This window comes from Yoonia sp., from assembly GCF_036007805.1.
Lineage (GTDB): Bacteria > Pseudomonadota > Alphaproteobacteria > Rhodobacterales > Rhodobacteraceae > Yoonia.
Genome location: NZ_DASYOK010000119.1, coordinates 1 through 23,105 on the forward strand (window position 1 = coordinate 1; position 23,105 = coordinate 23,105).

Here is a 23,105-nt window from a genome sequence, read left to right on the forward strand (position 1 = left end):
AGCGCATCGGCGCAGATGTTGAAGGTTTCAGGATCGATATCAACAAAATCAACATCTGCACCGCAATACCGTCCGCAATTCGCCGATGCGACAAAGGTAATCGGGGACGTCCAGAGCAGATCACCGGGGCCCAGATCAAGCGCCAAACACGCGATATGCAGTGCTGACGTCGCGGAGTTAACTGCGACGGCGTGGCGGCCACCGACCCTCTCGGCGACGGCAGATTCAAATTGCGGAACAACAGGACCCTGCGTCAGGTAATCAGACCGCAACACAGCCGTAACGGCCGCAATGTCGTCTTCACTGATAATCTGGCGACCATAGGGGATCATTCCATGATTCTCCTTACGCAATCCGCCGAAAGCCTCCGGCCAGATAGATTATCCAATCCGAGCCCCAGTTTGCTCGCCATCAGCCGACGTGGTACATCTTTTACGATCCGCTCGCTAAAGCGTCCAACGCCATTATTGAATGTAGCATTCAAACCCCGATATGCGGCAATTGTGAAGGCGCCTGATCTCGAAATATTCGATCTCTTATCCATATCTAATTCGTCCAGGTTAAAACTACTACCATCTATGAAATTTGCTATCTTACTGAGTGTGACTCCTGGCTCCGAGACTAGGCTTTGGTAAGGAACAATCAGACAATCAATCCTCTTCCGCACACACATTTCTTCGACAGCGCGAGCTGCTTGCCTCCATGTTAGCAGACCTTTTTCGTTCTTCCGGATAAATTCTTGTAAGCTCCATGTTGCTTTTTCATTAAGTGTTTGGAAGTAAAGGGAAAGTACCCAAGAAAAGAATTCCCTCTCAATAATAAGAACTTTGTTTATTTCAAGTATATCAATGTTACTTTCCAGTCTTTGCGTCGTAAATGTCGCAGTATTTGGGTAAGGGTATCCGCACGCAGCCTCATTAGAGATAACAATGCTCATGTTATCGGCTTCGAATAGCGGAAGCTTGCCAAGGCTAAGGTTCCTCAGATAAAGGACATTTTCCAGCTTTGGAAAAAAGAACTTTTGCAAATAAGTTGAACCAGTCTTGTGAAAACCAGCGTGCAAAACGCGTGCCATCTCTATTTACCTTTAAATTGCGCCGATCTTTTCCCGATGCGCCGCAATCCAATTGGACAGAACCGCGTCGCTCATCCAGTTTGGATTGCTGTCGCTGACATAACTGAAATCGTCGGTCACCTTGCGCCCGTCCTTGATGCGCTTCGGGTCCTCACACCACTTATTAATTGCAGGTAGGATCTTGAAATGCTCTTCATATTCGTAGGTGAACGGCGCGTCCTCAATGCCAATCATCTGCTCATGCAGCTTTTCACCCGGGCGGATCCCTACAACATCATGGTGCGCCTCTGGCGCAATGACGCGGGCAATATCCGTGACGGTCATCGACGGAATTTTCTTGACGTAAATTTCGCCACCAACCATGTCTTCGAACGCATCCCATACCAGCTCTACACCCTGTTCCAGAGAAATCATAAACCTTGTCATCCGGGTGTCTGTAATGGGGAGCACGCCCTTTTCAGCAATGGACATAAAGAACGGGATCACAGATCCACGCGATCCCATCACATTGCCGTAACGTACCACCGAAAACCGCGTGTCGTGTTCTCCCGCATAGGCATTTCCTGAGACAAACAGCTTGTCAGATGCCAGTTTGGATGCACCATAAAGATTAATGGGGCTCGAAGCCTTGTCGGTTGAGAGCGCGACAACCCGTTTCACGCCTTTGTCAATTGCCGCATCGATAACATTCATCGCCCCGTTGACATTGGTCTTGATGCACTCGAACGGGTTATACTCCGCAGTCGGCACGATCTTGGTTGCAGCCGCATGCACCACGTAATCAACACCGTCGAAGGCGCGATAGAGACGTTCGCGATCCCGCACATCACCGATAAAAAACCGAACGCGCGGGTCATCGCCAAAGAGTTTGGCCATTTCCCACTGTTTCATCTCATCACGCGAGAAAATTATGACTTTCTTGGGATTAAACCTCTGCAATGTCATTGGCAAAAAGGCATGGCCAAAAGACCCGGTTCCGCCAGTGATCAATATCGTTGAGTCAGATAACATCTGCAAACCTCATTTCTAGAATGTCACGTGAAAGGAATGGTCCGAAATAGCTCATGCAGCCTGTGCGACTGCGGCTATGCGCTGGAAGGCTTTGTTTTCGGCCATCAGCGTCGCCCATGTATCGCACCCGACCACCTGCCCTTTATCGAGAACAATGATGCGGTCGCAGCGCTGCACCGTGCTTAAACGGTGGGCGATCATGAGCACTGTCTTGTCACCGGGAAGGGCGTCAATTGCATCAATGACCTCAGCTTCGGTCAAGTTGTCGAGTGCGCTGGTGGCCTCATCAAAGATGATCAAATCAGCATCATGATAGAGTGCGCGCGCGATTCCGATCCGTTGACGCTGCCCGCCTGACAACCGCACGCCGCGCTCACCAATGAATGTTGCATACCCATCCGGCAGCTCTGTCATGATGAAGTCATCAATGCGCGCAATGCGGGCCGCCTCTTGGACACGCGCTTGATCTATCTTCTCGGGCGGAACGCCCAGGGCAATGTTCTCGCCCACAGCGGCATCGGTCAAAAAGATATCCTGCGGCACGTAGCCGAGGCTCTGCATCCAGGCTCTCAACGTATCTTGCGTAATCTCAACATCATCGGCAACAAGGCGCCCCTGATCAGGTTCAAGAAGTCCTAAGATGATGTCTGCCAGTGTTGTTTTGCCAGCCCCCGTACTGCCTACGATCCCGATTTTCTCACCGGCCGTGATTGACAGTGTGACACCGTGAACCCCCGCCTGGTCTGCATTCGGGTATCTGTAAGAGATATTCTCGAGGCTCAGATGAGCTTTCAGGCCGAGAGGAACGGCTGCGATTTCTGGCAATCTGTGCGGATTTTTGTGTAGCACAAGGTCGTCATAAATAGCGTCTACCGCGGCACTCCCCCCCTGCATCTGGGCAAGCGAGCCATAGAGCTTAGAGAGCTCCGGCATCAAGCGTTGGCCCGCGAAGGCAAAGACACCTAGTACGGGTAGCACGCCGCCCAAAGCGGCACCCGAGTCAATTCCTGATGGATCAATCAGAACAATGCAAAGTAGGATCACACCCCCGAGCGCGACCGCTTGAAGTGCCACTGGCGGGACCTGCTGAAAGACGGCAGATCGGACCTGCGTCTGGGCCATTTTAAGAGAAGGGCGCCTATAGCGTTCAAGATAAGCGCGCTCCCGACCCAAGATTTTAATATCCTTGATCCCCGAAATTGCTTCATTCGCCAGCCGGAACCTTTGCCGATTGGTGGCAACGCGGATCTGTCCCAGTTGTCTCAAAATCCGGCGTGTGAAGAGATAGATGGCCCCATAAAGTCCACCGAGCAATGCAAAGGATATGACCGAGACCAAAGGCTCGACCCAAAAAAGCAATCCAATGATGGCCGCAGTTGTCATGCACGCCGCTATAAAATCAGCGGCGGGACGCAAAAACTGAGCGACAACTTGTTGCGATTCAACTAAAATGCGCGGTGTCATATCCCCAGAGTGGCGGTTAAGGAAAAACGCGTAAGGCTGCGCCAAATAGCACGTCAGCAGTCGATGACTAATCGCATGTATCCGTATCATCGCAAAACGCGATACAACCCAGGTTTTTACGATCTGGATCAGACTGGAAAGCAAGATCATAAAAAACGACGCCAGGCCAAGACCAATCAGAAACCCGTAGGTGGATGTGAACCCAAACGTCTCATAGGCCCACGCCAAGGCAGGCGTTGTTTCAATGCGTGAGGGGTCCGACAGCACGGCCAGAAAAGGCATAACAGAGCCAACCATCACGGCGGCTGACAATGCACCAATGATAATCACGCCCAGCACGACATAGGCTGTGCGCTGCTCACGCGGCTCCAGGAGCGCCCAAGCCTTCTTCCAGGTCGAGAGGTCCCTCATATCGTCACTTCACCAATTTTCGGCTGCATATCCTGCAATACATCACAACCTGAGATCGCTTTCATGGGCCGACAAAATGTGCTTGAGATCATAGAGCACATGCGCGGGGCGGCCCAGAGCCCGGATGGGTCGAACCCCCATGGAGCGAAACGCCTGATGCGCGACCGCCAGGACGATTGCGTCGTATGCTCCGGGGTTAGGCTTCTCAACAAGCGCGATGCCGTATTCGCTTTGCGCCTCAAGCGGGTCCGCTGCGGGATCGTAAACGTCAATATCCACGCCATATTCGTGCAGCTCGCGTACAACATCCACAACGCGCGTATTGCGCAAGTCCGGGCAATCTTCCTTGAATGTGAGCCCCATCACCAGAACCCGAGACCCATCAACTTGAATACGCCGGCGCAGCATCGCCTTGACCAGCTGTCCGGCCACATGTGCCCCCATACCGTCATTGATACGCCGCCCCGCGAGGATAACTTGGGGGTGGTAGCCTAAAGCCTCGGCCTTGTGCGTCAGATAATAGGGATCCACACCAATGCAGTGCCCGCCCACAAGCCCCGGCCGAAACGGCAGGAAGTTCCATTTTGTGCCAGCCGCTTCAAGCACAGCACTTGTGTCGATACCCATGCGATTGAAGATGATCGACAGCTCATTCACAAGCGCGATGTTAAGATCGCGTTGGGTATTCTCAATCACTTTCGCAGCCTCGGCAACGCGGATACTCTCGGCTTTCCATGTGCCGGCAGTGATGATTTCTGCATAAAGCGCATCAACATGATCTGCCGTCTCAGGCGTCGAGCCCGAGGTCACCTTGGTGATATCGGGCAGCCGATGCTGCTTGTCGCCCGGATTGATCCGCTCCGGCGAATACCCACAGAAAAAATCCTCGTTGAACCGCAGCCCTGACACCCGCTCGAGCACCGGAACACAATCTTCTTCGGTCGCCCCCGGGTAGACAGTACTTTCATAAATGACGATGTCGCCAGCTTTCAGCACCGCACCCACGGTTTCAGAGGCTTTGAGAAGCGGGGTCAGATCGGGTCGCTTATGCGCATCAATCGGCGTAGGCACCGTGACAATATAGATGGAGGCTGCGGCCAGATCCGCGCGCTCGGTTGTGAACGTCAACTGATGCGCTGCGGCGAGCTCATCGCCCGTGACTTCCAGGGTGGCGTCGCGTCCCGACCGCAGCGCATCAATCCGCCCGGAATTGATATCGAAGCCGATCACAGGGCGATATTTTCCAAACTCCACCGCAAGCGGCAGGCCCACATATCCAAGCCCGATGACGGCTATTGTCTTTCGATCTGTGGTCATTTGCCGGCGTAATCCCGATACCAGGCGACGAATTTCGCAATACCACCGCGGAAATCGGTCTGCGGTCTGTAGCCGGTCAGCGCCTTCAGAAGCTCGGCGTTGGCCCAGGTTGCCGGCACATCGCCGGTTTGCATGCCCATATAGTTTCGCTCGGCTTTCTGGCCGAGACAGTCCTCGATCGCATCCACAAAGTCCAACAGGCGGACCTTGTCGGAATTTCCGATATTCACAACGCGGAAGGGCGCAACCGGCGACAGGCTATCGCCCTCAGGCACAATACCATCAGCGGGACGTTCCGGCACGGCGTCGATCAAGAGCCGGATCGCATGGACCAGATCATCGACATAGGTAAAATCGCGGTACATGTCGCCATTGTTGTAAATATCGATCGGGCGCCCATCGAGGATCGCATCGACAAATTTGTAGAGCGCAAGATCCGGCCGCCCCCAAGGTCCATAGACCGTAAAGAACCGGAACATTGTGGTCGGCAGGTTGTAGATATGCGCATAGGCATGGCCCATGCTCTCGTTGGCTTTCTTTGTCGCCGCATAGATTGTGAGCTGCGTATCGGCTTTCTCGGTCTCAACAAAGGGCATCTCGGTGTTGGCGCCATATACCGAGGAGGTGGAGGCCATCAGCAGATGCCGGACCTCCAGGCGCCGTGCGGCCTCCATCACATTGAAGGTCCCGATCACATTGGCATCAAGATAGGCGCGCGGGTTTTCCAAGCTATAACGTACACCGGCCTGGGCCGCGAGATGGACAATCACATCCGGGGCGAACGCATCTGCGACCTGATCGAACAGAGCCTGATCTTCAAGCAGGCCTTCGGTTGCAGCAAAATGGGGACTTTGCAAAAGCATCTGATGGCGGCGTTTTTTGAGCGCCACATCATAATAGTCGGTCATCCCGTCAAAGCCGTGTACGACGCAGCCTTCGGCAACCAAAAGCCTCGCCAAATGGAACCCGATAAAGCCGGCTGTTCCTGTAATCAAAACGCGCATCAGCGACCTACGCCAGCATAGGCTGTAAAGCCCGCTTCATGGGCGTCTTTCGCCGCATAAACATTCCGCAGGTCGGCCAGGCGCGGCTGTTGCATCGTTTGCGCGAGTTTGCCCAGATCAAGTGCACGGAACTCGTTCCATTCGGTCAAGATCACCAAAAGATCTGCTTTGTCAGCGGCATCATAGGGATCTGCGCACCACATAACGCCGGGTAGGAGTACTTGACCTTCGCGGCGCCCATGCGGGTCGACCACCCGCACCTTTGCGCCTGCACCAATCAGCGCCGGGACAATGGTGAGCGACGGCGCTTCACGCATATCATCTGTTTCAGGCTTGAAGGTGACGCCCAGCACAGCAATCGTGATGCCAGCGACCGACCCACCACACAGATCGACGATTTTATCCAGCATGCGTCGTTTGGTCATGTCATTGACCGTGATCACGGTTTCCGTAATGCGCAGCGGCACGCCATGCTCCTGGCCGATCCGCGCCAAGGCTTGCGTGTCTTTTGGAAAACACGATCCGCCATACCCCGGGCCGGCATGCAGGAATTTCGGGCCAATCCGTCCGTCCAGGCCCATCCCGCGGGCCACCGATTTCACATCAGCACCCACGCGTTCGCAAAGCGCCGCGATTTCATTGATGAAGCTGATTTTGGTCGCCAGGAACGCATTGGCGGCGTATTTGATCATTTCTGCCGATTCCAGATCTGTGTAAACCACTGGAAAGTCGCGCAGGTAAAGCGGGCGGTAAATCTCGCCCATCACGTCCCGCGCGCGGGCGTTTTCCACGCCCACAACGACCCGATCCGGCTTCATAAAGTCGTCGATGGCCGCACCTTCGCGCAAGAACTCCGGGTTTGAGGCCACATCAAACAACGCTGCAGGATTGGCCTTTGCGACCACTTCAGCAACTTTGCGGTTTGTGCCCACCGGCACGGTCGATTTGGTCACAATCACCGCATAGCCCGTCAGCGCTTTTGCGACTTCCTCAGCGGCCGCCATCACATAACTGAGGTCCGCGTGTCCGTCACCGCGCCGCGTGGGCGTGCCAACCGCGATAAAGATTGCATCAGCACCGTGGACGGCCGCGCAGATATCCGTGGTAAACGTAAGCCTGCCAGCACCCACATTTTTCGCCAACAAGTTCTCGAGGCCAGGCTCATAGATCGGAACCTCGCCGTTCTCGAGCTGTGCGATCTTTTCGGGCAGTTTATCCACACAAACGACATCATGCCCAAAGTCAGAGAAACATACCCCAGACACCAGTCCGACATAGCCTGTGCCAATCATGGCGATTTTCATGCGAGGGGCTCCATAGAATTGGACTTTTCCATGCCGTCGGGCTTCATCACTCGACCGTCACTGATTTGGCGAGGTTGCGCGGCTGATCGACGTCCGTGCCCTTGGCAAGGGCAACATGATACGACAAGAGCTGCGCCACGATGGCAGCTGCAAACACACCCGCGATTGGCCCGCTTTGTGGCAGGCGGATCATATCGCCTTCCTGCCAACCAACATGCACAATGCGTCCACCGCGCGCGGCCACTTCAGCGGCATTGGACAAGGTCTTTTCCTGCAATGGCCCATGGCTGGCAAAGACGACCACTGGCAAGCCCAGCTCAATCAACGCGATCGGCCCATGTTTGAGCTCGCCAGCCGCATAGCCCTGGGCGTGGATATAGCTGATTTCCTTGAGCTTGAGCGCGGCTTCCAGTGCGAGTGGATAACTCACACCCCGCCCCAAAAAGAGCGTCTCACGCGCATCGCGCAATGAGCTGGCAATCTCCTGGATCGTTGGCTCCAGCGCGAGCGTCTCCATCACGATCCGCGGGATCGCCAAAACCTCTTCGAGGACAGAAGCGTCAAGCCCGGCCCCGCGTTCTTGGGCGGCCTTCAGCACCAAGCCTAAAAGCGCCAAGACCTGCCCCGTAAAAGCCTTTGTGGAGGCCACGCCGATCTCGGGTCCGGCCTCAATAGACACGACATGATCGGCCTCACGCGCAATCGAGCTTGTGGGGACATTCACAATGGCAACACGTACGCCGACACGACCGCGGGTCTGTTTCAGCGCGGCGAGCGTATCGGCAGTCTCGCCCGACTGGCTGACCACGACAATCATATCATTGGCACCAAAACCTTTACGCCGATACCGGTACTCGCTGGCAATATCGATCTCGACGCCAAGACCGGCCAGCTCTTCAAACCAGTATTTGGCAATATGACAGGCATGATATGCCGTGCCACAAGCGACAAGCGTAACCTTTTCAATCCCTGCAAAATCCAATTCAGGGAGCAGCGGATGGAGTTGCGCGTCATTGGATCGGATCAGACGATGGAGCAATCGCGCGAGGCTTTCGGGCTGCTCATGGATTTCCTTGAGCATATAGTGGCGATAAGGGCCTTTATCCGCTGACCACTGGGCTGCAGGGACCGTGACGATCTCACGGGTCACCTCTACGCCCGCGGTATCAAATATGCAGACCCGGTCAGGTTGGATGGCCGCCCAATCGCCATCCTCGAGATAACTCACCTGCTCGGTAAACGGGGCCAGCGCCAATGCATCCGAGCCGACATACATGGATGCGCGACCCTGCACGTCTTGGGCACCATAGCCCAAGGCCAAGGGGCTCCCTTGACGTGCGACATAAAGAAGATCCGGCGCGCCGTGCATGATCACCGCCAGCGCATAGGATCCGACAAGGCGCGAAAGCAATTCGGCAAAAGCCGTGTCCAAAGATCCGGTGCGGCGCAAGATCTGGTCGAGCAGCTGGGCAGCCACTTCCGTATCTGTCTGCGAGCTGAACACGACACCCGACGCTTCAAGCTCGGCGCGCAATTGGGCATGGTTTTCAATGATACCGTTATGGACCAATGTCACTTGCCCCACAGAGTGAGGATGCGCATTGATTTCTGTTGGAGCCCCATGGGTGGCCCACCGCGTGTGCCCGATCCCCACCTTACCTTGGAGAGGTGCGTCAGCAAGCAGGGCGCTCAGGGCTTCAAGCTTGCCGACCGCACGCCGCACAGCAACGTCACCATGCCTGTCCATCAAGGCAATCCCGGCGCTATCATAGCCGCGATATTCCAGACGGGCGAGGCCGCTCATCAGCTCCGGTCCGACGTCACCGTGCCCCAAGATCCCAATTATGCCGCACATTATATTGATTTAACTTCCATTTTGGCCTTCACGTGCACGCTGTGCTATCGACCAGATTGATTTTTGGATGCTGCAACCGGCTCACGCCAGCGCTCCGGGCTCGGTTGGACCCTATCTTGCCGCCTCCCCGAGCACACGGTGGGCCAGCAGCTCTGCGAACTTTTCTCTGTACGCATCATGAGCGAGTGCATAGTCCACGATCGCTTCGAGGTACCCGAATTTCGACCCACAATCATAGCGCCGGCCAGCCATCACAACCGACCGGACATGGCCTTCTTTGGCCCGCTGGTCGATCGCATCGGCAAGCTGGATTTCGCCCCCCGCCCCCGGTGCGAGACCGACCAGGATATCAAGGATTTCCGGCTCGAGCACATAGCGCCCGATAGACGCCATTCGCGACGGTGCGTCGCCGATCTCGGGCTTTTCAACAAGACCCGCAACGCGACCGGGCTCACTCCCCGGAACCAGGATGCCATATTTTGAGACATCCTGCGCGGGGACATCCATGACAGATAACTGGGTCTTTCCCGTTGATTGATACGCGGTCACCAGCTGCGAGATCGGCGATACCGGGCCCTTGACAACATCATCGGCAAGCAAGACGGCAAAAGGTTTGCGGCCCAGGACCGGCCTTGCGCAAAGCACGGCGTGACCCAAGCCCAATGCGCGCGGCTGACGAATGAAGATACAGGCGACATGCGACGGAACAATGTCTCTTATCGATGCGGCAAGGGCCTGCTTGCCCTTTTCCGCAAGCTCACGCTCCAATTCCGGATTGGCATCAAAATGGTCCTCGATCGCTCTTTTGTGGCGCCCTGTCACAAAAACAAGCTCTGTGATACCCGCCGCCACCGCCTCCTCAACAGCATATTGGATAATCGGCTTGTCGATGATCGGCAGAAGCTCTTTCGGCATGGCCTTGGTTGCAGGCAAAAACCGTGTTCCCAATCCCGCCACGGGGAAAACCGCTGTCGTGATCGGGGGAAAAGACGCGACACCAGATGTCATCTGGCATCCTCTGTGTGCACCAATCCGTCAGGACTTGCGACCTGCCAGGCCCATGCATCGCGACACATTGCATCAATCCCGCGTTTCGCTTTCCACCCCAGATTGTTTTTGGCACGATCTGGATTGGCATAGAACCCGGGCAAATCACCATCGCGGCGCGGCATGTCCTGAAGCGGTATAGTGACGCCGCTGGCAGCTTCAAACGCTGTCACCATCTCCGGCACGGTGACGCCCTGCCCTGTTCCAACATTATAAATTTGAAAACCCACACTAAGCTCAAGATCTCCAAGCGCCGCCAAATGCGCCTCTGCAAGATCCATCACATGGATATAGTCACGCTCGCCTGTCCCATCACGGGCGTCATAATCATCCCCCAATACCGGCAAGAACGCACGTCGGCCCAGTGCTGTTTGCGACATATATTGCATCAAGTTGTGCGGCACACTGGTGGGATTTTCGCCAAGCCGCCCCGAGGGATGAGCACCGACAGGATTAAAATAGCGCAGCGCGGTTACCGCACGCGCAGAATTTGCAACGGTCCAGTCGTGCAAAAGGTTCTCAACCGCAAGCTTGCTGCGTGCGTAAGGGGTCACCGGATTTGTTGGATGCGCCTCATCAAAAGGCAAGTAGAGAGGCTTTCCATAAACAGTCGCAGAAGAAGAAAAGACCAGCCGGTGACATGCGACGCTGTCCATGGCTTTCAACAGGTTGACCGTACCTGCAAGGTTGACATCATAATAATGCACCGGATCTTCGACGCTCTCGGACACCGATTTGAGCCCTGCGAAGTGCAGGACAGCATCCGGCGACCAGCGCGCGAATGTATTGCGCAGAGCGTCGGCATCCCGCATGTCTCGCTCAGCCACATGCACGATGCGCCCTGCCAACTCTGTGACCCGTTTCAATACGTCAGGCGAGCTGGTTGAGAAATTATCTATCACCAAGACATCGTGGCCAGATTCCAAAAGGGCCAGAACCGTATGGCTGCCGATGAAGCCAGCACCCCCTGTGACGAGACACCTCACAGCAACGCACCTGCACGGCGGACGACCGGCGCCGAAGGCTGTGCCTTTTTGGCCGTCATCGCATTGTCTGCCGGCAGGTAGGAGCCACGATCTGATTTCATCGTTTGCACCAATTCAAGCATCGGTTATCCCGGCTGGCCCGACACAGGTGCATTGCCTGGTCAAATCCGAATTTCGGCGTGGAGGTGTCATCAAGCTGCAAATCTCCGATAACGCAAACTCCCACGTCCCATCAAAGGGCGCCCTATTGCCAATTTGAAGACCCGCCCCAGCCAAAAGGCACTTGCTGCGCCCGGAGGCGCGTCCCGGGACTGACGCAGAAAAACGTGCGGGCCAGCCAGGAGCGTTCGGAGCGATGGGTTGAGTCTCAAAGTCAATTTGAGAAACGTCTCTTTAGTACAAACCTAAAAGAACATAGCTACCGCAGCGCAAGTCACTGCGTTTTTGTGGAATTTAGGTCATTCCTTTGATCGATAGGTCATAAATCGCAAACCAGTCCATCTCACTTTGTCTCACTATGATAGTTATTGGTGGGTCGCAACAGTCGATTACAGCAGTGAAAAAATATTCACGCGGCACCCTTCAAGGATCAGTTTGCCCATATACCGCTGACATGCGCGACGGGCCCAAACCGCGCCCCGCCAAGGCCTGCCGACGGCCGTTTCACCGTGCCACAACAGGCGCCGGCACCCCCCTGACTCTTCTCCTTGCAGTGGACACCTCTTGCTTGCGCAAGGCCCCAGCACCCCGGGGCGATCTGGCCCGCGCAACAATTGCCATGCGCATGAGGGTCAGCGATGGCGCAGCCCCCGATCCACGCAGGATCGTGACAAACCACCACAAAGCCCGGGGCGCTGCCGGTCAGGCAGGTCAGATGGCGCGGCGCCCACCCGCTTTGCGTCCCGCAAGCCACGTGCACCTTTGGCATCGCCACACCGGAAAACTTTCCCGAACGGGCCACAGAGGCGGCAAACGGACACAGGCATGCCCCTGTCCCCGTCCCTGTTCGCCTGCGTCAATTTCCACACACAAAACACATCTCCATAGGGGACGGCAGTTCATCAAGGACCGCTGCGCTCGCTGCGTGACAGGTCTTCACGCCTGCGTTGGACCCCGCCTTCATGCGGGGCTGTTGTGCGTGACCACGCGAGGTAAGTGTCAAGCAGTGACTGCTCCAGACCCATCGTGCGGCCAACAAGCGCAAGCCGTAACCACATGTCGCCATCCATGGGCGAACACCGGAGCAGGCCCTGGATCGCCCGCATCGCCTGTGCGCGTGCAAGTTGCAAACCCAAATCGGGACTATAGTCGAAAGGCGATACCCCTTTCTGTGCTGCCAAAAGATCAGCGCGATAAAGCGCGAGGATCGCAAAGACGCGGATCTCCTCGGATCGACAACTGATATTCTCAGTCTCGTAATAGGCCAGGAAACTGGAAATACGGTCCAAGTCAGAGGGCATAAATCTGCCTTCCGAGATTTCTTCTACAAGTTGCGCATAATCTGAAAACGCCAGATAGGAGGCGAGCTGCCGCACGTTGATTGAAAGCGCCGTGATCAGCAGCGCCAAAAAAAAACTCTAAGCAGCATCATAGTACCGTTTATACCCCGATGTGTAATACTGGCTTACGTAACTGCCATAGGCAGCCGCACGTCTGGCATCGTAGAAATTCAGGACCGCGCCTACAGATTTTTCCACAAGCCGTGGATCGCGCTGAAGGATGACCTGCGCATCAGATAGCTTTGTCTGTCCCCATTTGATCACAAACACCACACCATCCATATATTTCAGGCTCGCCCGCGCATCGATGACGGGTGCAAGTGGTGGGAAATCAATGATCACGAAATCATATGCCTGCTTCAGGGCTCCCAGCAAGACGCCCATGTTCTCACCTGACAACAACTCACTGCTATGTGTCGCGCGCCCCATCCCCGCAGGGATGATGTCAAGGCGGGTATTTGCCTCGTTGCATATCACAGTCTGCCAGTCCTGTTCGCCTAAAAGGATCTGGAGCAAACCTGGTTCTTTCGACAGCGACAATAAAGTGGTCAGTTCAGGATTCCGCAGGTCCGCATCGATCAGAAGAACCTTTTTCCCCTGGCTTGCCAGCAAGCTCGCAAAATTGCTCGAGATCGTCGTTTTTCCCTCACCACTAAAGCACGACACCATGCCAACGACGACCCCTTCGGCTTCCGCAACATCGTTTCGCAGTTTAAGCGTGACAGCGAGTTTGACGGCACGCAGGCTCTCCGCAAACATCGACAGAGGGTTATCTACCCCGAAGCGGAGCAACATCGGCAAGACGGCAGAGTTATCGGCTGGCCTTTGTGTTTTCGTTCGTTTCCGCGAAAAAAACTTGCCTGTGCTCAGCACAGAGCACGCGGCGATAAAATCAATGCCAAGCTTGGCTTGTATGTCATCCTCTGTACGAATTCTGTTGTCGCGAAATTCCAAAATGATGACAAAAGCTGCAGACGTCATCAGGCCCAGAAACAGCCCTATCACGGCAACCTGGCGCGCGTTGGGGCTTGACGGACTGGAGGAAACTTTGGCCGGGTTGATGATCCGCACATCCGAAACCGCGAAAGACTGTTCCTGAAGCAGCTCCTGGTATCTTTGAAAGAAGCCGGAATAGAGGCTCCGGACAGTTTCTGCGTTCTGTTCAAGCGCACGCAACTGAAGAACGACTTCGCTTCCAGCCCCATAGAGACGCTCCGCTTCCTCTTTTTGCTCTCTCAACGCTGCAATGCGTGCCATCACGGTTTCAATATCGTTCGCAGTCACACGTTCGCTGCGTTTGATTTCTTCAAACATCAACTCCTGGATCTGGTCGAGCTCGCGCGACAACCTCAGGGTCTGCTCATGGTCAGGCCCAAGCCTCTCCAAGAGAGAATTGTAATCCTTCAAAATATCCAGAAAACGTGATCTGAGCTCGTTGGTGATGCCCTGTGTCGCTGTCGCACTGACCGCAGCCGTCCTGTCACCCTGCGCAATAATGTCTTCCAGACGTCGCTGTTTGGCCACGAAATTTACCATTTCAGCTTCCGCTGCCGCCAGTTGCATGGCAATGCGTTCAAGCTGATCTTCGAGGTTGGAACCCGCTTGCGACCCGAGCAGGTTGTTCTCCAGCCGGAACCGATCGATCTGATTGTCAATCTCGCCAAGCTCTGTACGAAGCTGATCGGAGCGCTGCTTCAGCCAGGTTGTCGCACGCTGGGTGGAGTCAAATTTTGAATCCAGCTGGTCTTCAATATAGGTCTCGGCAATCGCGTTGGCGACTCTCGCGGCCATTTCCGGCGAAGTCGATCTGAATGAAATCGTCACAATACGGCTGTCGCGCAAACGCTGGACGTTTACATTTCCTCGGATGATCCCGATTGCCCGCAGACGCTCAAGCGCCGCGACATCTTCAGGTGCCTCTTGCAAGGCAGGAACATCGGAAACATTCGAACTGATGGCAGAGACCGCGGCTGAACTCAGCCTGCGGACAACCCCGGAAAGGCGATCAAGAGCTGACCGGGGCCGTTTCAAGAATTCCGCGCTGCGCCAAAACTCATAGCGATCGATGACCTTTGTCGCGATCGCTTCCGAACGCAGGATTTCTAGCTCGGTGGATACCTGAGACTCCGTCAATGGGGCGTCGTAGATTCCCGACAGCTCTCGGACATTTGCCGCTTCGACGGTATCAAGACTAATGCTGACCGTTGCGGTGTACACCCGCGAGGTATTGAGAATATAGGCCACGCTCAAGGCAAGTCCGAACAGGATGCCGACCAAAAGATACGCCCAGTTTCGGCGTACAACATTGAGCAGATTGCTAAAATCGATTTCATCGTCGTTTGCAACGGATTGCGATATCCGCTGTGGATATGGCGAATCTTCAACCTCATCTGTGAAAAGATTCTTCTGCGCTCTCAATGCCCTATGCCCTTTATGTCAGGAAGTTTTGTTGCGTTTACTATCGATAGTTCAGACGCCACCATCAGGGTCGCGTTTTTCCGCCAACAGTCAGTTGGTTGCCACCGGTGATGCCGGCGGTGATGAAGGAAAGCTGGCAATTCCTCCTAGGACTGGCGTTTCCTCTAGGCTCGACGCAGTATTGGCCCTCCCATCATCGATACCTGGTGCATTTGTTACGGGCGAAAGAGCATCCCTGCCACTGTCACCCGACCCACCGTCCGATCCCGCCCCGACGATTGGCGGCGGGTCGGCGGGTGCCGAAATTATTTCAGGCGCAACAATCACCTCTGCTCCTACAGGATCGGCAAAGCTCTCTTGCAGGCCTTCGGCAGCAACTTCCGCACTATATTGCTCAGAGCTTTCCACAACGCTCCTGAGCAGTTCAGCACTCCCTTCTATCGCTATTCGGGCAAGGAGCCCTGCGCTTGCGGCATCTCTTCCTTCAGCAGAAAGCCGCGCAACAGCACGCGCAATACCATCTGCAATTGCGCCTTGAGATCGCTGATCCGTTGCCCGATCCAGAGCCGTCAATACCGCACCAATTGCGCCCGGATCATCGGTAATCAAACGCTCGATGAAAGCGGCAATAGCGTCTGCGTCGCGCGCGTCAAGAAACGCTTCCGGATCGGACAGAAACAACGCAATCAGCGGTGCCCGATCGTCGTTCGAAAGGAGATCACCATCTTGCTGCCCTGAAGCGGTTGCAGTCTCTGCCGCGGCTCCGTCACCAGAGACCGGACCCTCCTGTGCCCAAACGAGACCAGGCGCACCAAACATGATGGCACCGCTCAAGACAGCTACCATCTTCATCCGGGTACGTTCCTTATACTCAGTCGTGGCAAACATTCTCGTCCTCGATGGTGATCGCGCCAAAATCGGACATGTCTTCTTTTATCATTATGACAATATCACTTGGAGGGGGAAGTTCAAATGGCAAAACACGGTGAATCCGTCCTGATAATCTCTGTTTTGGTAAGCTACTGATAAATAGCATTTTTGATCATCAAATATGGTCAGTGAGAGCATCCTCGCTGCGTTCAAGTCGAAAATCATATTTGGAAGGTGTTGTAGATTCTCTTTCGATACGGTATAAGTATCCAAAGATTATCTGGTCGGGCGATACGCGCAGGGTACGCAGTTAAGATGAGGTTTAACGTCATGAAAGACCGCCAAATTATGCAGCTATCCAATCTTTACGGGCTGCTTGCATCAATGGAAGCTGAAATGGGGTTGGGTAATCTCACCGAGGATGAAAGAAAGATTCTCTACGCGATGTCAGAGCTGGGTCCTGATGGATCCGACGTTTCGAGCAATCGCGTGAAAGAGCATGACTATTGCAGCGATATATCCAGTCCGACATTCTACAGAGCGCTGAAACGGCTGAGTGAGCGTAACTTCATTGCGGTCGCAGCCGGGCGAAAAGCTGGCCGCTACCACATCACAAGATACCAAAACTCCGAGTATGTTGCCGCTGATCAACTCGTTGCCCAATCTTTCGACGGACAACATTGAAAGATTGTAAACAGGAGAATTTTCCCCTTGTCCGGCCAGGACGGCATAACAGGCTACCTCAACGGGGTGTCATGACCCAAGCAAGGGCATATCATCCTGAGTTTATCTTCATTCTACCGTTGCATGGATATACAATATATTGTGACTTTGCGTATCAACAAGTCCGGCTCTGCGAGACGGATCAGAAGATGAAGAATACGTGCATTCGTTTTAACTTTTGACAATTTGCGTGAAAACGTCTTGTGCTTCACCCTGTGTCCGAACCAAGATCACAAAGGCCACGCACGGGCAAAATGCCAAGACTTTCGCGCTTACGCAGCCGGGGGGCTCTTCTTTGCGTTGATAGCGCACCTGCAGCGTTGGCTGATCCGCCATGGACTTTTGGGCAAGCCTAACGGGCAGGTCATCATAACACATGTGCGTTTCTGCCGGCCTCCCCGACGCAAGGGGACAAGGCGTCGATGAATCCAGCCGGATGAGCTCTGGTGCTTTAAGTTCAGCAAGGGACTATCGCAAGCTCGATAAAAACCAAGAGGTAATGTCACCAGCGCTGCGCTCCGCGTTGTTGTGACGTGCCGTTTGAAAGCGCAAGGTCGCGCTCAACCCGCGACCATTTGTTGAACAACAACCCGGCCACGATCAGGTGTAGCCCAGAATTTGCGATTTGCATCGACGCAAGGCACGACTGCCCGATCCGCGCAATCAACGTAAAAACCCACAGCATCGGTAGCTAGCACTTCGAACATCAGGTCATTTTGATCGCAGCACGCTACCACAAATACCAATCGTCAAGCACTAATACGTGCAAAGAAATCAGGAGATTTGTCACTGCATGGGCGATGATGGCGTCGCCAAGTTTTTGACGATGCAAAGCTACAACCCCGTAAAACAACCCCGCAATTATTCCAGCCAGCACCGCCCCGTGCATGAGGCCAAATGCAATCGAGGTCAAAATCAATGCAGTCATCGTGACAAGCGGGGCGTGCAAGTAGCGATCCAGCCCGCGCTGAAGCAAGGTCATGACGCCCCCCCGAAACGCAATTTCTTCAACAATAGGGACAACAACCGACGAACCGATCACCCGGACAAAAATCCAGCCGACCGCAGCCCAAATTGGTGCCTGTTGAAGCGTCGCACGGAGCATGCTTTCTCGCTCATCATCCCGTTGTAAAATCGCGATCCAGATCACATAAACAGCGACGCCTGCAGCGATCGCAAACCAAGACAGATGCCGGTCAAAGGTGGTCTTAATCCTCGGCCACTGCATTGCGATCGCAATGGAACCGACCGCTATCGGAATAGGGTAAAGCCAATTAAAGCTTCCGACGAAAACGCCGGTGACCAGAATTGTTGTCAATAGGGCGGCAAGGGGTACCATTTGCCAAAGGACTTCGTCAGCAAGGTCTACGTCGGAAGATGCATGCCACATCCCGGCAGCTGACGTAATCTGACTGTCAGGACGACGACGAAACGCAGGCAGCGTCAGAACGATCATCGCTGCCGCCACAACCAAGAAAACGGAGAGCGTGCCAAAGTTCGAGTGAAATCCCTCCAAGGCAATCTCGGGGGATATCTTCACGCCGATTTCGAACAACAATGCTATGCGGAGCGCGTTTATCACAAACACCGCGCCGGTGGCCATCACAATCAGGGCAGTGGCACGCAAAATACGCAGCTGCTTACGTTCGATCAGCAAGAATGCGAAAAGTAACAACAAGGATGTCACCATCCCCTGATAGCCTGCACAAGACGGATACAGCGCGATGGCAAAGTCTGCATGAGACAAAACAGGTACGCCGCTATCCTTGAAGCTCAATACGGGGGTGGAGAGTGACAAAAACCCGTGAAACCAAAGGCTCAAGTTGAGTGTCGCATCTTCAAGTAAGGTGTTCGGGCCAGCTTCAAACCAGATCCCAAAGATATGCTGCCCCGAAAAAGCAAGGAACGTAATCACGCCGATCCCCAGAACCCGCCTGTCCTCCTTTACCAGCGCACCGATATGCAGCAGTGCGTGGACGGTCGTCACTGAAAAGAAGATCAAGAGTAGTGAGGACGCAAGATAGCGCAGGACAAGCCCAGCACCAAGATCCACGCCACGCCGGCCATCAGGCAGAGACCAGATCACCAGCATCAAAGCTGACCAGATGGCACAGTGTAGCGCCAGCATACGCCAGAAATCGCGGCGCTGACGCGTGAAAAGATCCCGATGGAAGACCAAGGCAGCACCGACTGTCACCACCGCACCAAGGAGAGCTGCTTTGGCAATGCCATGAACTGCAAACAGCGCCTGCGCGAGTGGCAATTTGCCGCCGAGCATCGTGTATCGTCCAGACGCAAAAGCATCGATCAGAAATACCTGAAGCGCGATGATCACAAAAAAAGTGACCACGCGCCTCACTGGTACGTTCTGTGTGAAGGAACTTGCGGCAAACATATCCAAAAGACCAGATGCTCAGGTTTTTAGTCGCACGGACCTATCGGCGAGTGGACGATTTATCCCTGTTTATACAGAGGCTGGATGATCCTCAATTGCGCACTGCCTGTGACGAGGCCACCAACGGGAACACCACCGCGAATATAACATTCGCCAAAAATGGGCGTATGATTGGGATCATTTCGTGCTCCTGAATATTTTCATTTTGATAACAGACTCTGCTCAGGTGTTGCAAGTACTCCTTATCATAAGCAGGTATACTGACGCTGCGAACGGCAGTTCGCCCAAATTTGAACAGACATAAAAAACAACTGCGAGCAACGTTGAAGTCTAGACACACTAAAACTTGAGACTATGTGCGCCTTCATTGTTATATACCCTGAATGGACGTATCGATCATGCAGGCATTCGCAACAGCATGAACTGGGCAACAGACCCCAGCATCAACACCTCTGCGATCCAGAACAATATCAAAACTCCCCGGTACCTCTTTCCACGCGCGAAATAGAGCGCCAGAATCATACCGAGTGCAGCCCCGCCCGCCAATGCGCTGGCTGCATTGAGCGCAAGCACCCCAGTGAAGGCACGAGCGATTATGGTGCCATTGATGCCAAGGATGAATGCTCCAAAAGCAATAGCAAGTGGCACACGAACGAACAGGCGGTCAATCAGCTTCAAGCTTTTTCGCACTTCGCAAATACCCGCAGCTTGTTGTTTAAATCGACGTTTCTTTGCCTGTCCAGCCCATCGCCAGGCGCCGACCAACCCCACGGGCACTGCAAATGCGCTTAACGCCATGATGATAAGACGTAGATCACTTGCCCGCATGAACGCCGCCCGCACCCTTTCAGCAAAAGACGATGGCGCCACTTCGGGCGATGTTGCAACACTCCCGTCGTTGTCAGAGAAAGGGACGGGCGTGTCGTTACTTCCTGTACCCTGACCGGGATCGCCAGGCGCGGGCTCTTCCCCTGAACCCTCTTGCGGGCTGACAGGCTGGGCCATGTCGGCAAGTACTTTTAAGACGTCTTGGCGTTGGTTGTCGGTGGCCGAACGCAACAGACCTGCCACAACTTGTTGGCGCATCAACGAAGGGTCAACTGGGTCAGCTTGACGCTCGAGAAGCACCAACAAATCCAACCTGTCCCCCTCTTCGCTCAGCTTGACGGAACTGTTGTTGCGTGCCATTTCCTCAAGTGTAGCCAGCAGGCCGGCATCGATTTGCTCGGAGTTTGCGATTGAATTACGGCCAATTGATGCGATGTCTTCGTCCAGCAAAACACGTGAGAAAACCTGGATATCGACACTTTCGACCTGCGGTAAGCGGGAAAGCTGATCAACAAGCTCATCCACCCGGTCGCGCTCGATAGCCGATTGCGGGGCGATGGTGTAGCGCGCATATCGAAAGGCCGCACGACCACTGAAAAACTGAGGGTTTGCTTCTATAAATGCATCGATGTCGTCTTCTGTCGGCTCTGACGGCTGCAACCTTCGGGAGATGATAAAATCAAGATTCATGTTTGCGCGCATCTGATCAAGACGTGTATTGATCTCAGGCACGCCGCGCGGATAGGTTTCCCTTACAAGTGCATTGGCGGCGCGTTGAGCGAGATACAGCTGCGTGCCGCGCTCGGTGAACATATCCAGAGTTTCGCCTCGTCGGGCTTCGAGGGTTCGCAAAAACTGGTCGATCTCACTTTGTCGAATGGGCTCATCGGACAGGACCGCCACGATCGGATCGTCCTGTTCTTGCGCGTTCGTCGCTGTCGGCAGACCGCTTGATGCTGCCAATACCAAAAGCAGGCAGACCATACTCCGCAGCCAGGTCGACCAGAGCCTTGAGGGCGCGCGCGCGCTCGTGGAGATGACTGCGTTCATGAACAAAGATTGGTCCTCCATAAATTCGTTATGGCCACACAAAACTGGAACATCAGCCGCGCCAACGTTTATCAAGGTGATATTTATTGTGGCTGTGTAGGATGCGCAATCCGCAAACGCTTGCGGAAACGGGAAACCACCACGTGAGGCGACAAAGCAAAATCAGAAAGCACCGTGGCGCGGATTGACGGGCATAGGATCTCATTTGCGGCAAATCTCATGCGGTTGCATCAGCCGGCTTGAACGCACGCATCGAGCCGCGATACCGATCAGCGGCGGGAATAAGATCACGCAGTTAAGTCACAGCGTCGCGCGCTCAAGCTAGTCAGTCAAAGCGCCAATTATTGCGAGCGTTCAAGCAAAGGTTGCGCCTTGCGCAAACTGCCTACGCCTGTTGCCGATATGCAGCGCCAGAACACCAAGGATAAAGCCGATCAACGCCAGCGCATTTCCATTGATCTCTGGAACAGCAACTGGAGTGACAGTGGCTGTCGCGAATTGAGTATGGTTAATTTGTGTCGAAGCGCCTGTCGCACTCGCTCCGCTTTCCCAAGGAAGGTACGCATAGGAAACAAAACTTGGAAACTCTCCGTCTACGATCCCATAAGCGAAGTGTGGTCCAAATTCGCCACCACCATTAACAAGCCCGAATTCATCACCGACGAGATTTGCAGCGCTCTCGGCAAGCGTCGCATTCCCCCACCACGGCGTTGCCTCGAGGGTACCCTGCAGGCTTTCGAAGCTTCCGGGCCCAACAATACTGAAATCGTAACTCGTCCCGTCAAGCTCACCTGTGAAAGACTGGGCGTATGACGCTGGAGCCGCAATCACGGCCGACCAAAATGCGGCACCTGCAATCATGCTCAGTTTTGTTCTACGTTCCATACAGCCCATAACTTTCTTAATCTTTTGCCAAAGACTTTTTCCGCCCCTCCTCGGATAGCAAGTGGAGTTTGTCACGGAAAGTTTCCATGTGGTCGAAAACAGTATCTTTAGTAGCAACTGACAGACAGGGACCGTTACAGGGCAATTCCATGTTGAGCAACGCGCACCTGCCTTACCAAACAATTTGGACAAACCATATGGTGTGATTACCGCGATCGCTCTCCAGTGGGAAACTGGGTCCGGCATATTGGCCTCATAGATATAAGACCTCAGGAGAACGCCCATGAGGAAATATGTCGGACCCGATGTGTGTCTCAAAGAGGCTTCGATCTGCACGGTTGCTGAAGAGGGGAAGATGGCGGCGCGTGGCGCGGCACCCTCTGATCCGAACGGCATTGCAGCCTAATTGACAAACCGATCACGCGCACCTGATCGGCTCGTGCATGACAGCGGTCGGCGATGGCATCGTGGCATTTGCGAGTGTCGTAGGCGGCGTCTGCCGTGACGCTGCCGATCTCCTGGCCCTCCAGGATCTGGCTGAGAAGGTCGGGCAGACTGGTGCATCGCCGATGTGGCTCCCGGTGATCTCAACAGCCCGGATTTCCAAGGTTTCCTCGTCAATCCCGAGATGGATCTTACGCCAGACCCGCCGCTTGGGCCCACCACGCTTGCGGGCGTGCCACTCTCCTTCCCCCTCGACCTTGATGCCCGTGCTATCGATCAGCAGGTGCAGCGGGCCCTTGGAGCCGCGGTACGGGATGTTCACCGCAAGGGTCTTCTGGCGGCGGGATCGCGTGCTGAAGTCGGGCACCGTCCAGCCAAGACCGACCAAGCGCAACAAGCTTTCGACGAACCCGGTCGTCTGCCGCAGCGCCATCCCGAACAGCACCTTCATCGTCAGGCACGTCTGGATGGCGGTATCGCTATAGGTCTGCTGGCGGCCACACTTGCCTGTCGGCGCGG

Annotated in this window: 18 protein-coding genes and 1 pseudogene; 2 read left to right on the plus strand and 17 right to left on the minus strand. The window is 54.8% G+C overall.

Translation table 11 applies throughout. The features are described from left to right. The 13 genes from VGP75_RS06640 to VGP75_RS06700 all read right to left on the minus strand — a co-directional run. A partial coding sequence (locus VGP75_RS06640) for an aminotransferase class I/II-fold pyridoxal phosphate-dependent enzyme (RefSeq protein WP_327542904.1) occupies nucleotides 1–332 on the minus strand: 332 nt, incomplete at its 3' end. After that, nucleotides 329–1,075 carry a hypothetical protein gene (locus VGP75_RS06645; RefSeq protein ID WP_327542905.1) on the minus strand — a complete coding sequence of 249 codons (747 nt, stop codon included), beginning with the start codon at nucleotides 1,073–1,075 and terminating at the stop codon, nucleotides 329–331. The genes VGP75_RS06640 and VGP75_RS06645, both read right to left, overlap by 4 nt. A 12-nt stretch (nucleotides 1,076–1,087) precedes the next feature. Next, complete coding sequence (pseB, locus tag VGP75_RS06650) at nucleotides 1,088–2,086, minus strand: UDP-N-acetylglucosamine 4,6-dehydratase (inverting) (protein WP_327542906.1); 999 nt, start codon at nucleotides 2,084–2,086, stop codon at nucleotides 1,088–1,090. Nucleotides 2,087–2,137: 51 nt separating this feature from the next. Then, complete coding sequence (locus tag VGP75_RS06655) at nucleotides 2,138–3,961, minus strand: ABC transporter ATP-binding protein (protein ID WP_327542907.1); 1,824 nt, start codon at nucleotides 3,959–3,961, stop codon at nucleotides 2,138–2,140. Nucleotides 3,962–4,003: 42 nt separating this feature from the next. Beyond that, nucleotides 4,004–5,278: a Vi polysaccharide biosynthesis UDP-N-acetylglucosamine C-6 dehydrogenase TviB gene (tviB, locus tag VGP75_RS06660; protein ID WP_327542908.1), complete on the minus strand. Its 1,275-nt coding sequence runs from the start codon at nucleotides 5,276–5,278 to the stop codon at nucleotides 4,004–4,006. Further along, nucleotides 5,275–6,285 carry an NAD-dependent epimerase/dehydratase family protein gene (locus VGP75_RS06665; RefSeq protein ID WP_327542920.1) on the minus strand — a complete coding sequence of 337 codons (1,011 nt, stop codon included), beginning with the start codon at nucleotides 6,283–6,285 and terminating at the stop codon, nucleotides 5,275–5,277. The genes tviB and VGP75_RS06665 overlap by 4 nt, the downstream gene beginning before the upstream one ends. After that, nucleotides 6,282–7,586, minus strand: coding sequence for a UDP-glucose dehydrogenase family protein (locus VGP75_RS06670; protein WP_327542909.1), 1,305 nt, complete (start codon nucleotides 7,584–7,586; stop codon nucleotides 6,282–6,284). The genes VGP75_RS06665 and VGP75_RS06670 overlap by 4 nt, the downstream gene beginning before the upstream one ends. Nucleotides 7,587–7,632: 46 nt before the next feature. Further along, on the minus strand, nucleotides 7,633–9,441 hold the full coding sequence (gene glmS, locus VGP75_RS06675) for a glutamine--fructose-6-phosphate transaminase (isomerizing) (RefSeq protein ID WP_327542910.1): 1,809 nt from the start codon (nucleotides 9,439–9,441) through the stop codon (nucleotides 7,633–7,635). A 111-nt stretch (nucleotides 9,442–9,552) separates the two neighbouring features. Continuing rightward, on the minus strand, nucleotides 9,553–10,449 hold the full coding sequence (galU, locus tag VGP75_RS06680; protein ID WP_327542911.1) for a UTP--glucose-1-phosphate uridylyltransferase GalU: 897 nt from the start codon (nucleotides 10,447–10,449) through the stop codon (nucleotides 9,553–9,555). Then, nucleotides 10,446–11,474 carry a UDP-glucose 4-epimerase GalE gene (gene galE / locus VGP75_RS06685; RefSeq protein ID WP_327542912.1) on the minus strand — a complete coding sequence of 343 codons (1,029 nt, stop codon included), beginning with the start codon at nucleotides 11,472–11,474 and terminating at the stop codon, nucleotides 10,446–10,448. The genes galU and galE overlap by 4 nt, the downstream gene beginning before the upstream one ends. Before the next feature lie 1,061 nt (nucleotides 11,475–12,535). Continuing rightward, a complete protein-coding gene (locus VGP75_RS06690) occupies nucleotides 12,536–13,042 on the minus strand; it encodes a hypothetical protein (RefSeq protein ID WP_327542913.1) in 507 nt (168 codons plus the stop codon). A 9-nt stretch (nucleotides 13,043–13,051) separates the two neighbouring features. Then, a complete protein-coding gene (locus tag VGP75_RS06695) occupies nucleotides 13,052–15,391 on the minus strand; it encodes a polysaccharide biosynthesis tyrosine autokinase (RefSeq protein WP_327542914.1) in 2,340 nt (779 codons plus the stop codon). Between the two features lie 90 nt (nucleotides 15,392–15,481). After that, the gene (locus VGP75_RS06700) at nucleotides 15,482–16,243 is read right to left on the minus strand and encodes a hypothetical protein (protein WP_327542915.1); all 762 of its coding nucleotides are present in this window, start codon (nucleotides 16,241–16,243) and stop codon (nucleotides 15,482–15,484) included. Between the two features lie 348 nt (nucleotides 16,244–16,591). Here VGP75_RS06700 and VGP75_RS06705 point away from each other — a divergent pair, with 348 nt between their 5' ends. Next, nucleotides 16,592–16,945 (plus strand): hypothetical protein, encoded by a 354-nt coding sequence (locus tag VGP75_RS06705; protein WP_327542916.1) that lies wholly within the window; start codon nucleotides 16,592–16,594, stop codon nucleotides 16,943–16,945. Nucleotides 16,946–17,714: 769 nt separating this feature from the next. Here the strand turns inward: VGP75_RS06705 and VGP75_RS06710 are convergent. From VGP75_RS06710 to VGP75_RS06720, 3 genes are all read right to left on the minus strand, one after another. Beyond that, nucleotides 17,715–19,379: a CAAX prenyl protease-related protein gene (locus VGP75_RS06710; protein WP_327542917.1), complete on the minus strand. Its 1,665-nt coding sequence runs from the start codon at nucleotides 19,377–19,379 to the stop codon at nucleotides 17,715–17,717. A 396-nt stretch (nucleotides 19,380–19,775) separates the two neighbouring features. Next, nucleotides 19,776–21,257 (minus strand): hypothetical protein, encoded by a 1,482-nt coding sequence (locus VGP75_RS06715; RefSeq protein ID WP_327542918.1) that lies wholly within the window; start codon nucleotides 21,255–21,257, stop codon nucleotides 19,776–19,778. A gap of 354 nt (nucleotides 21,258–21,611) precedes the next feature. Continuing rightward, on the minus strand, nucleotides 21,612–22,217 hold the full coding sequence (locus VGP75_RS06720) for a hypothetical protein (protein ID WP_327542919.1): 606 nt from the start codon (nucleotides 22,215–22,217) through the stop codon (nucleotides 21,612–21,614). 208 nt (nucleotides 22,218–22,425) lie between these two features. On the opposite strand from VGP75_RS06720, the gene VGP75_RS06725 reads away from it, so the two are divergent. Beyond that, nucleotides 22,426–22,548 (plus strand): hypothetical protein, encoded by a 123-nt coding sequence (locus VGP75_RS06725; RefSeq protein WP_327542921.1) that lies wholly within the window; start codon nucleotides 22,426–22,428, stop codon nucleotides 22,546–22,548. A gap of 43 nt (nucleotides 22,549–22,591) precedes the next feature. Here VGP75_RS06725 and VGP75_RS06730 read toward each other — a convergent pair. Further along, nucleotides 22,592–23,105 (minus strand): annotated as a pseudogene (locus VGP75_RS06730) (IS5 family transposase); the annotation flags it as partial.

Excerpts from the sequence above, each read along its gene's own strand:
- galU (WP_327542911.1), bottom strand. The coding sequence starts at position 10,449 with ATGACATCTGGTGTCGCGTCTTTTCCCCCGATCACGACAGCGGTTTTC.
- VGP75_RS06700 (WP_327542915.1), bottom strand. The coding sequence starts at position 16,243 with ATGAAGATGGTAGCTGTCTTGAGCGGTGCCATCATGTTTGGTGCGCCT.
- tviB (WP_327542908.1), bottom strand. The coding sequence starts at position 5,278 with ATGACCACAGATCGAAAGACAATAGCCGTCATCGGGCTTGGATATGTG.
- pseB (WP_327542906.1), bottom strand. The coding sequence starts at position 2,086 with ATGTTATCTGACTCAACGATATTGATCACTGGCGGAACCGGGTCTTTT.
- VGP75_RS06705 (WP_327542916.1), top strand. The coding sequence starts at position 16,592 with ATGAAAGACCGCCAAATTATGCAGCTATCCAATCTTTACGGGCTGCTT.
- VGP75_RS06715 (WP_327542918.1), bottom strand. The coding sequence starts at position 21,257 with ATGAACGCAGTCATCTCCACGAGCGCGCGCGCGCCCTCAAGGCTCTGG.
- VGP75_RS06725 (WP_327542921.1), top strand. The coding sequence starts at position 22,426 with ATGAGGAAATATGTCGGACCCGATGTGTGTCTCAAAGAGGCTTCGATC.
- VGP75_RS06710 (WP_327542917.1), bottom strand. The coding sequence starts at position 19,379 with ATGTTTGCCGCAAGTTCCTTCACACAGAACGTACCAGTGAGGCGCGTG.
- glmS (WP_327542910.1), bottom strand. The coding sequence starts at position 9,441 with ATGTGCGGCATAATTGGGATCTTGGGGCACGGTGACGTCGGACCGGAG.
- VGP75_RS06645 (WP_327542905.1), bottom strand. The coding sequence starts at position 1,075 with ATGGCACGCGTTTTGCACGCTGGTTTTCACAAGACTGGTTCAACTTAT.
- VGP75_RS06655 (WP_327542907.1), bottom strand. The coding sequence starts at position 3,961 with ATGAGGGACCTCTCGACCTGGAAGAAGGCTTGGGCGCTCCTGGAGCCG.
- VGP75_RS06670 (WP_327542909.1), bottom strand. The coding sequence starts at position 7,586 with ATGAAAATCGCCATGATTGGCACAGGCTATGTCGGACTGGTGTCTGGG.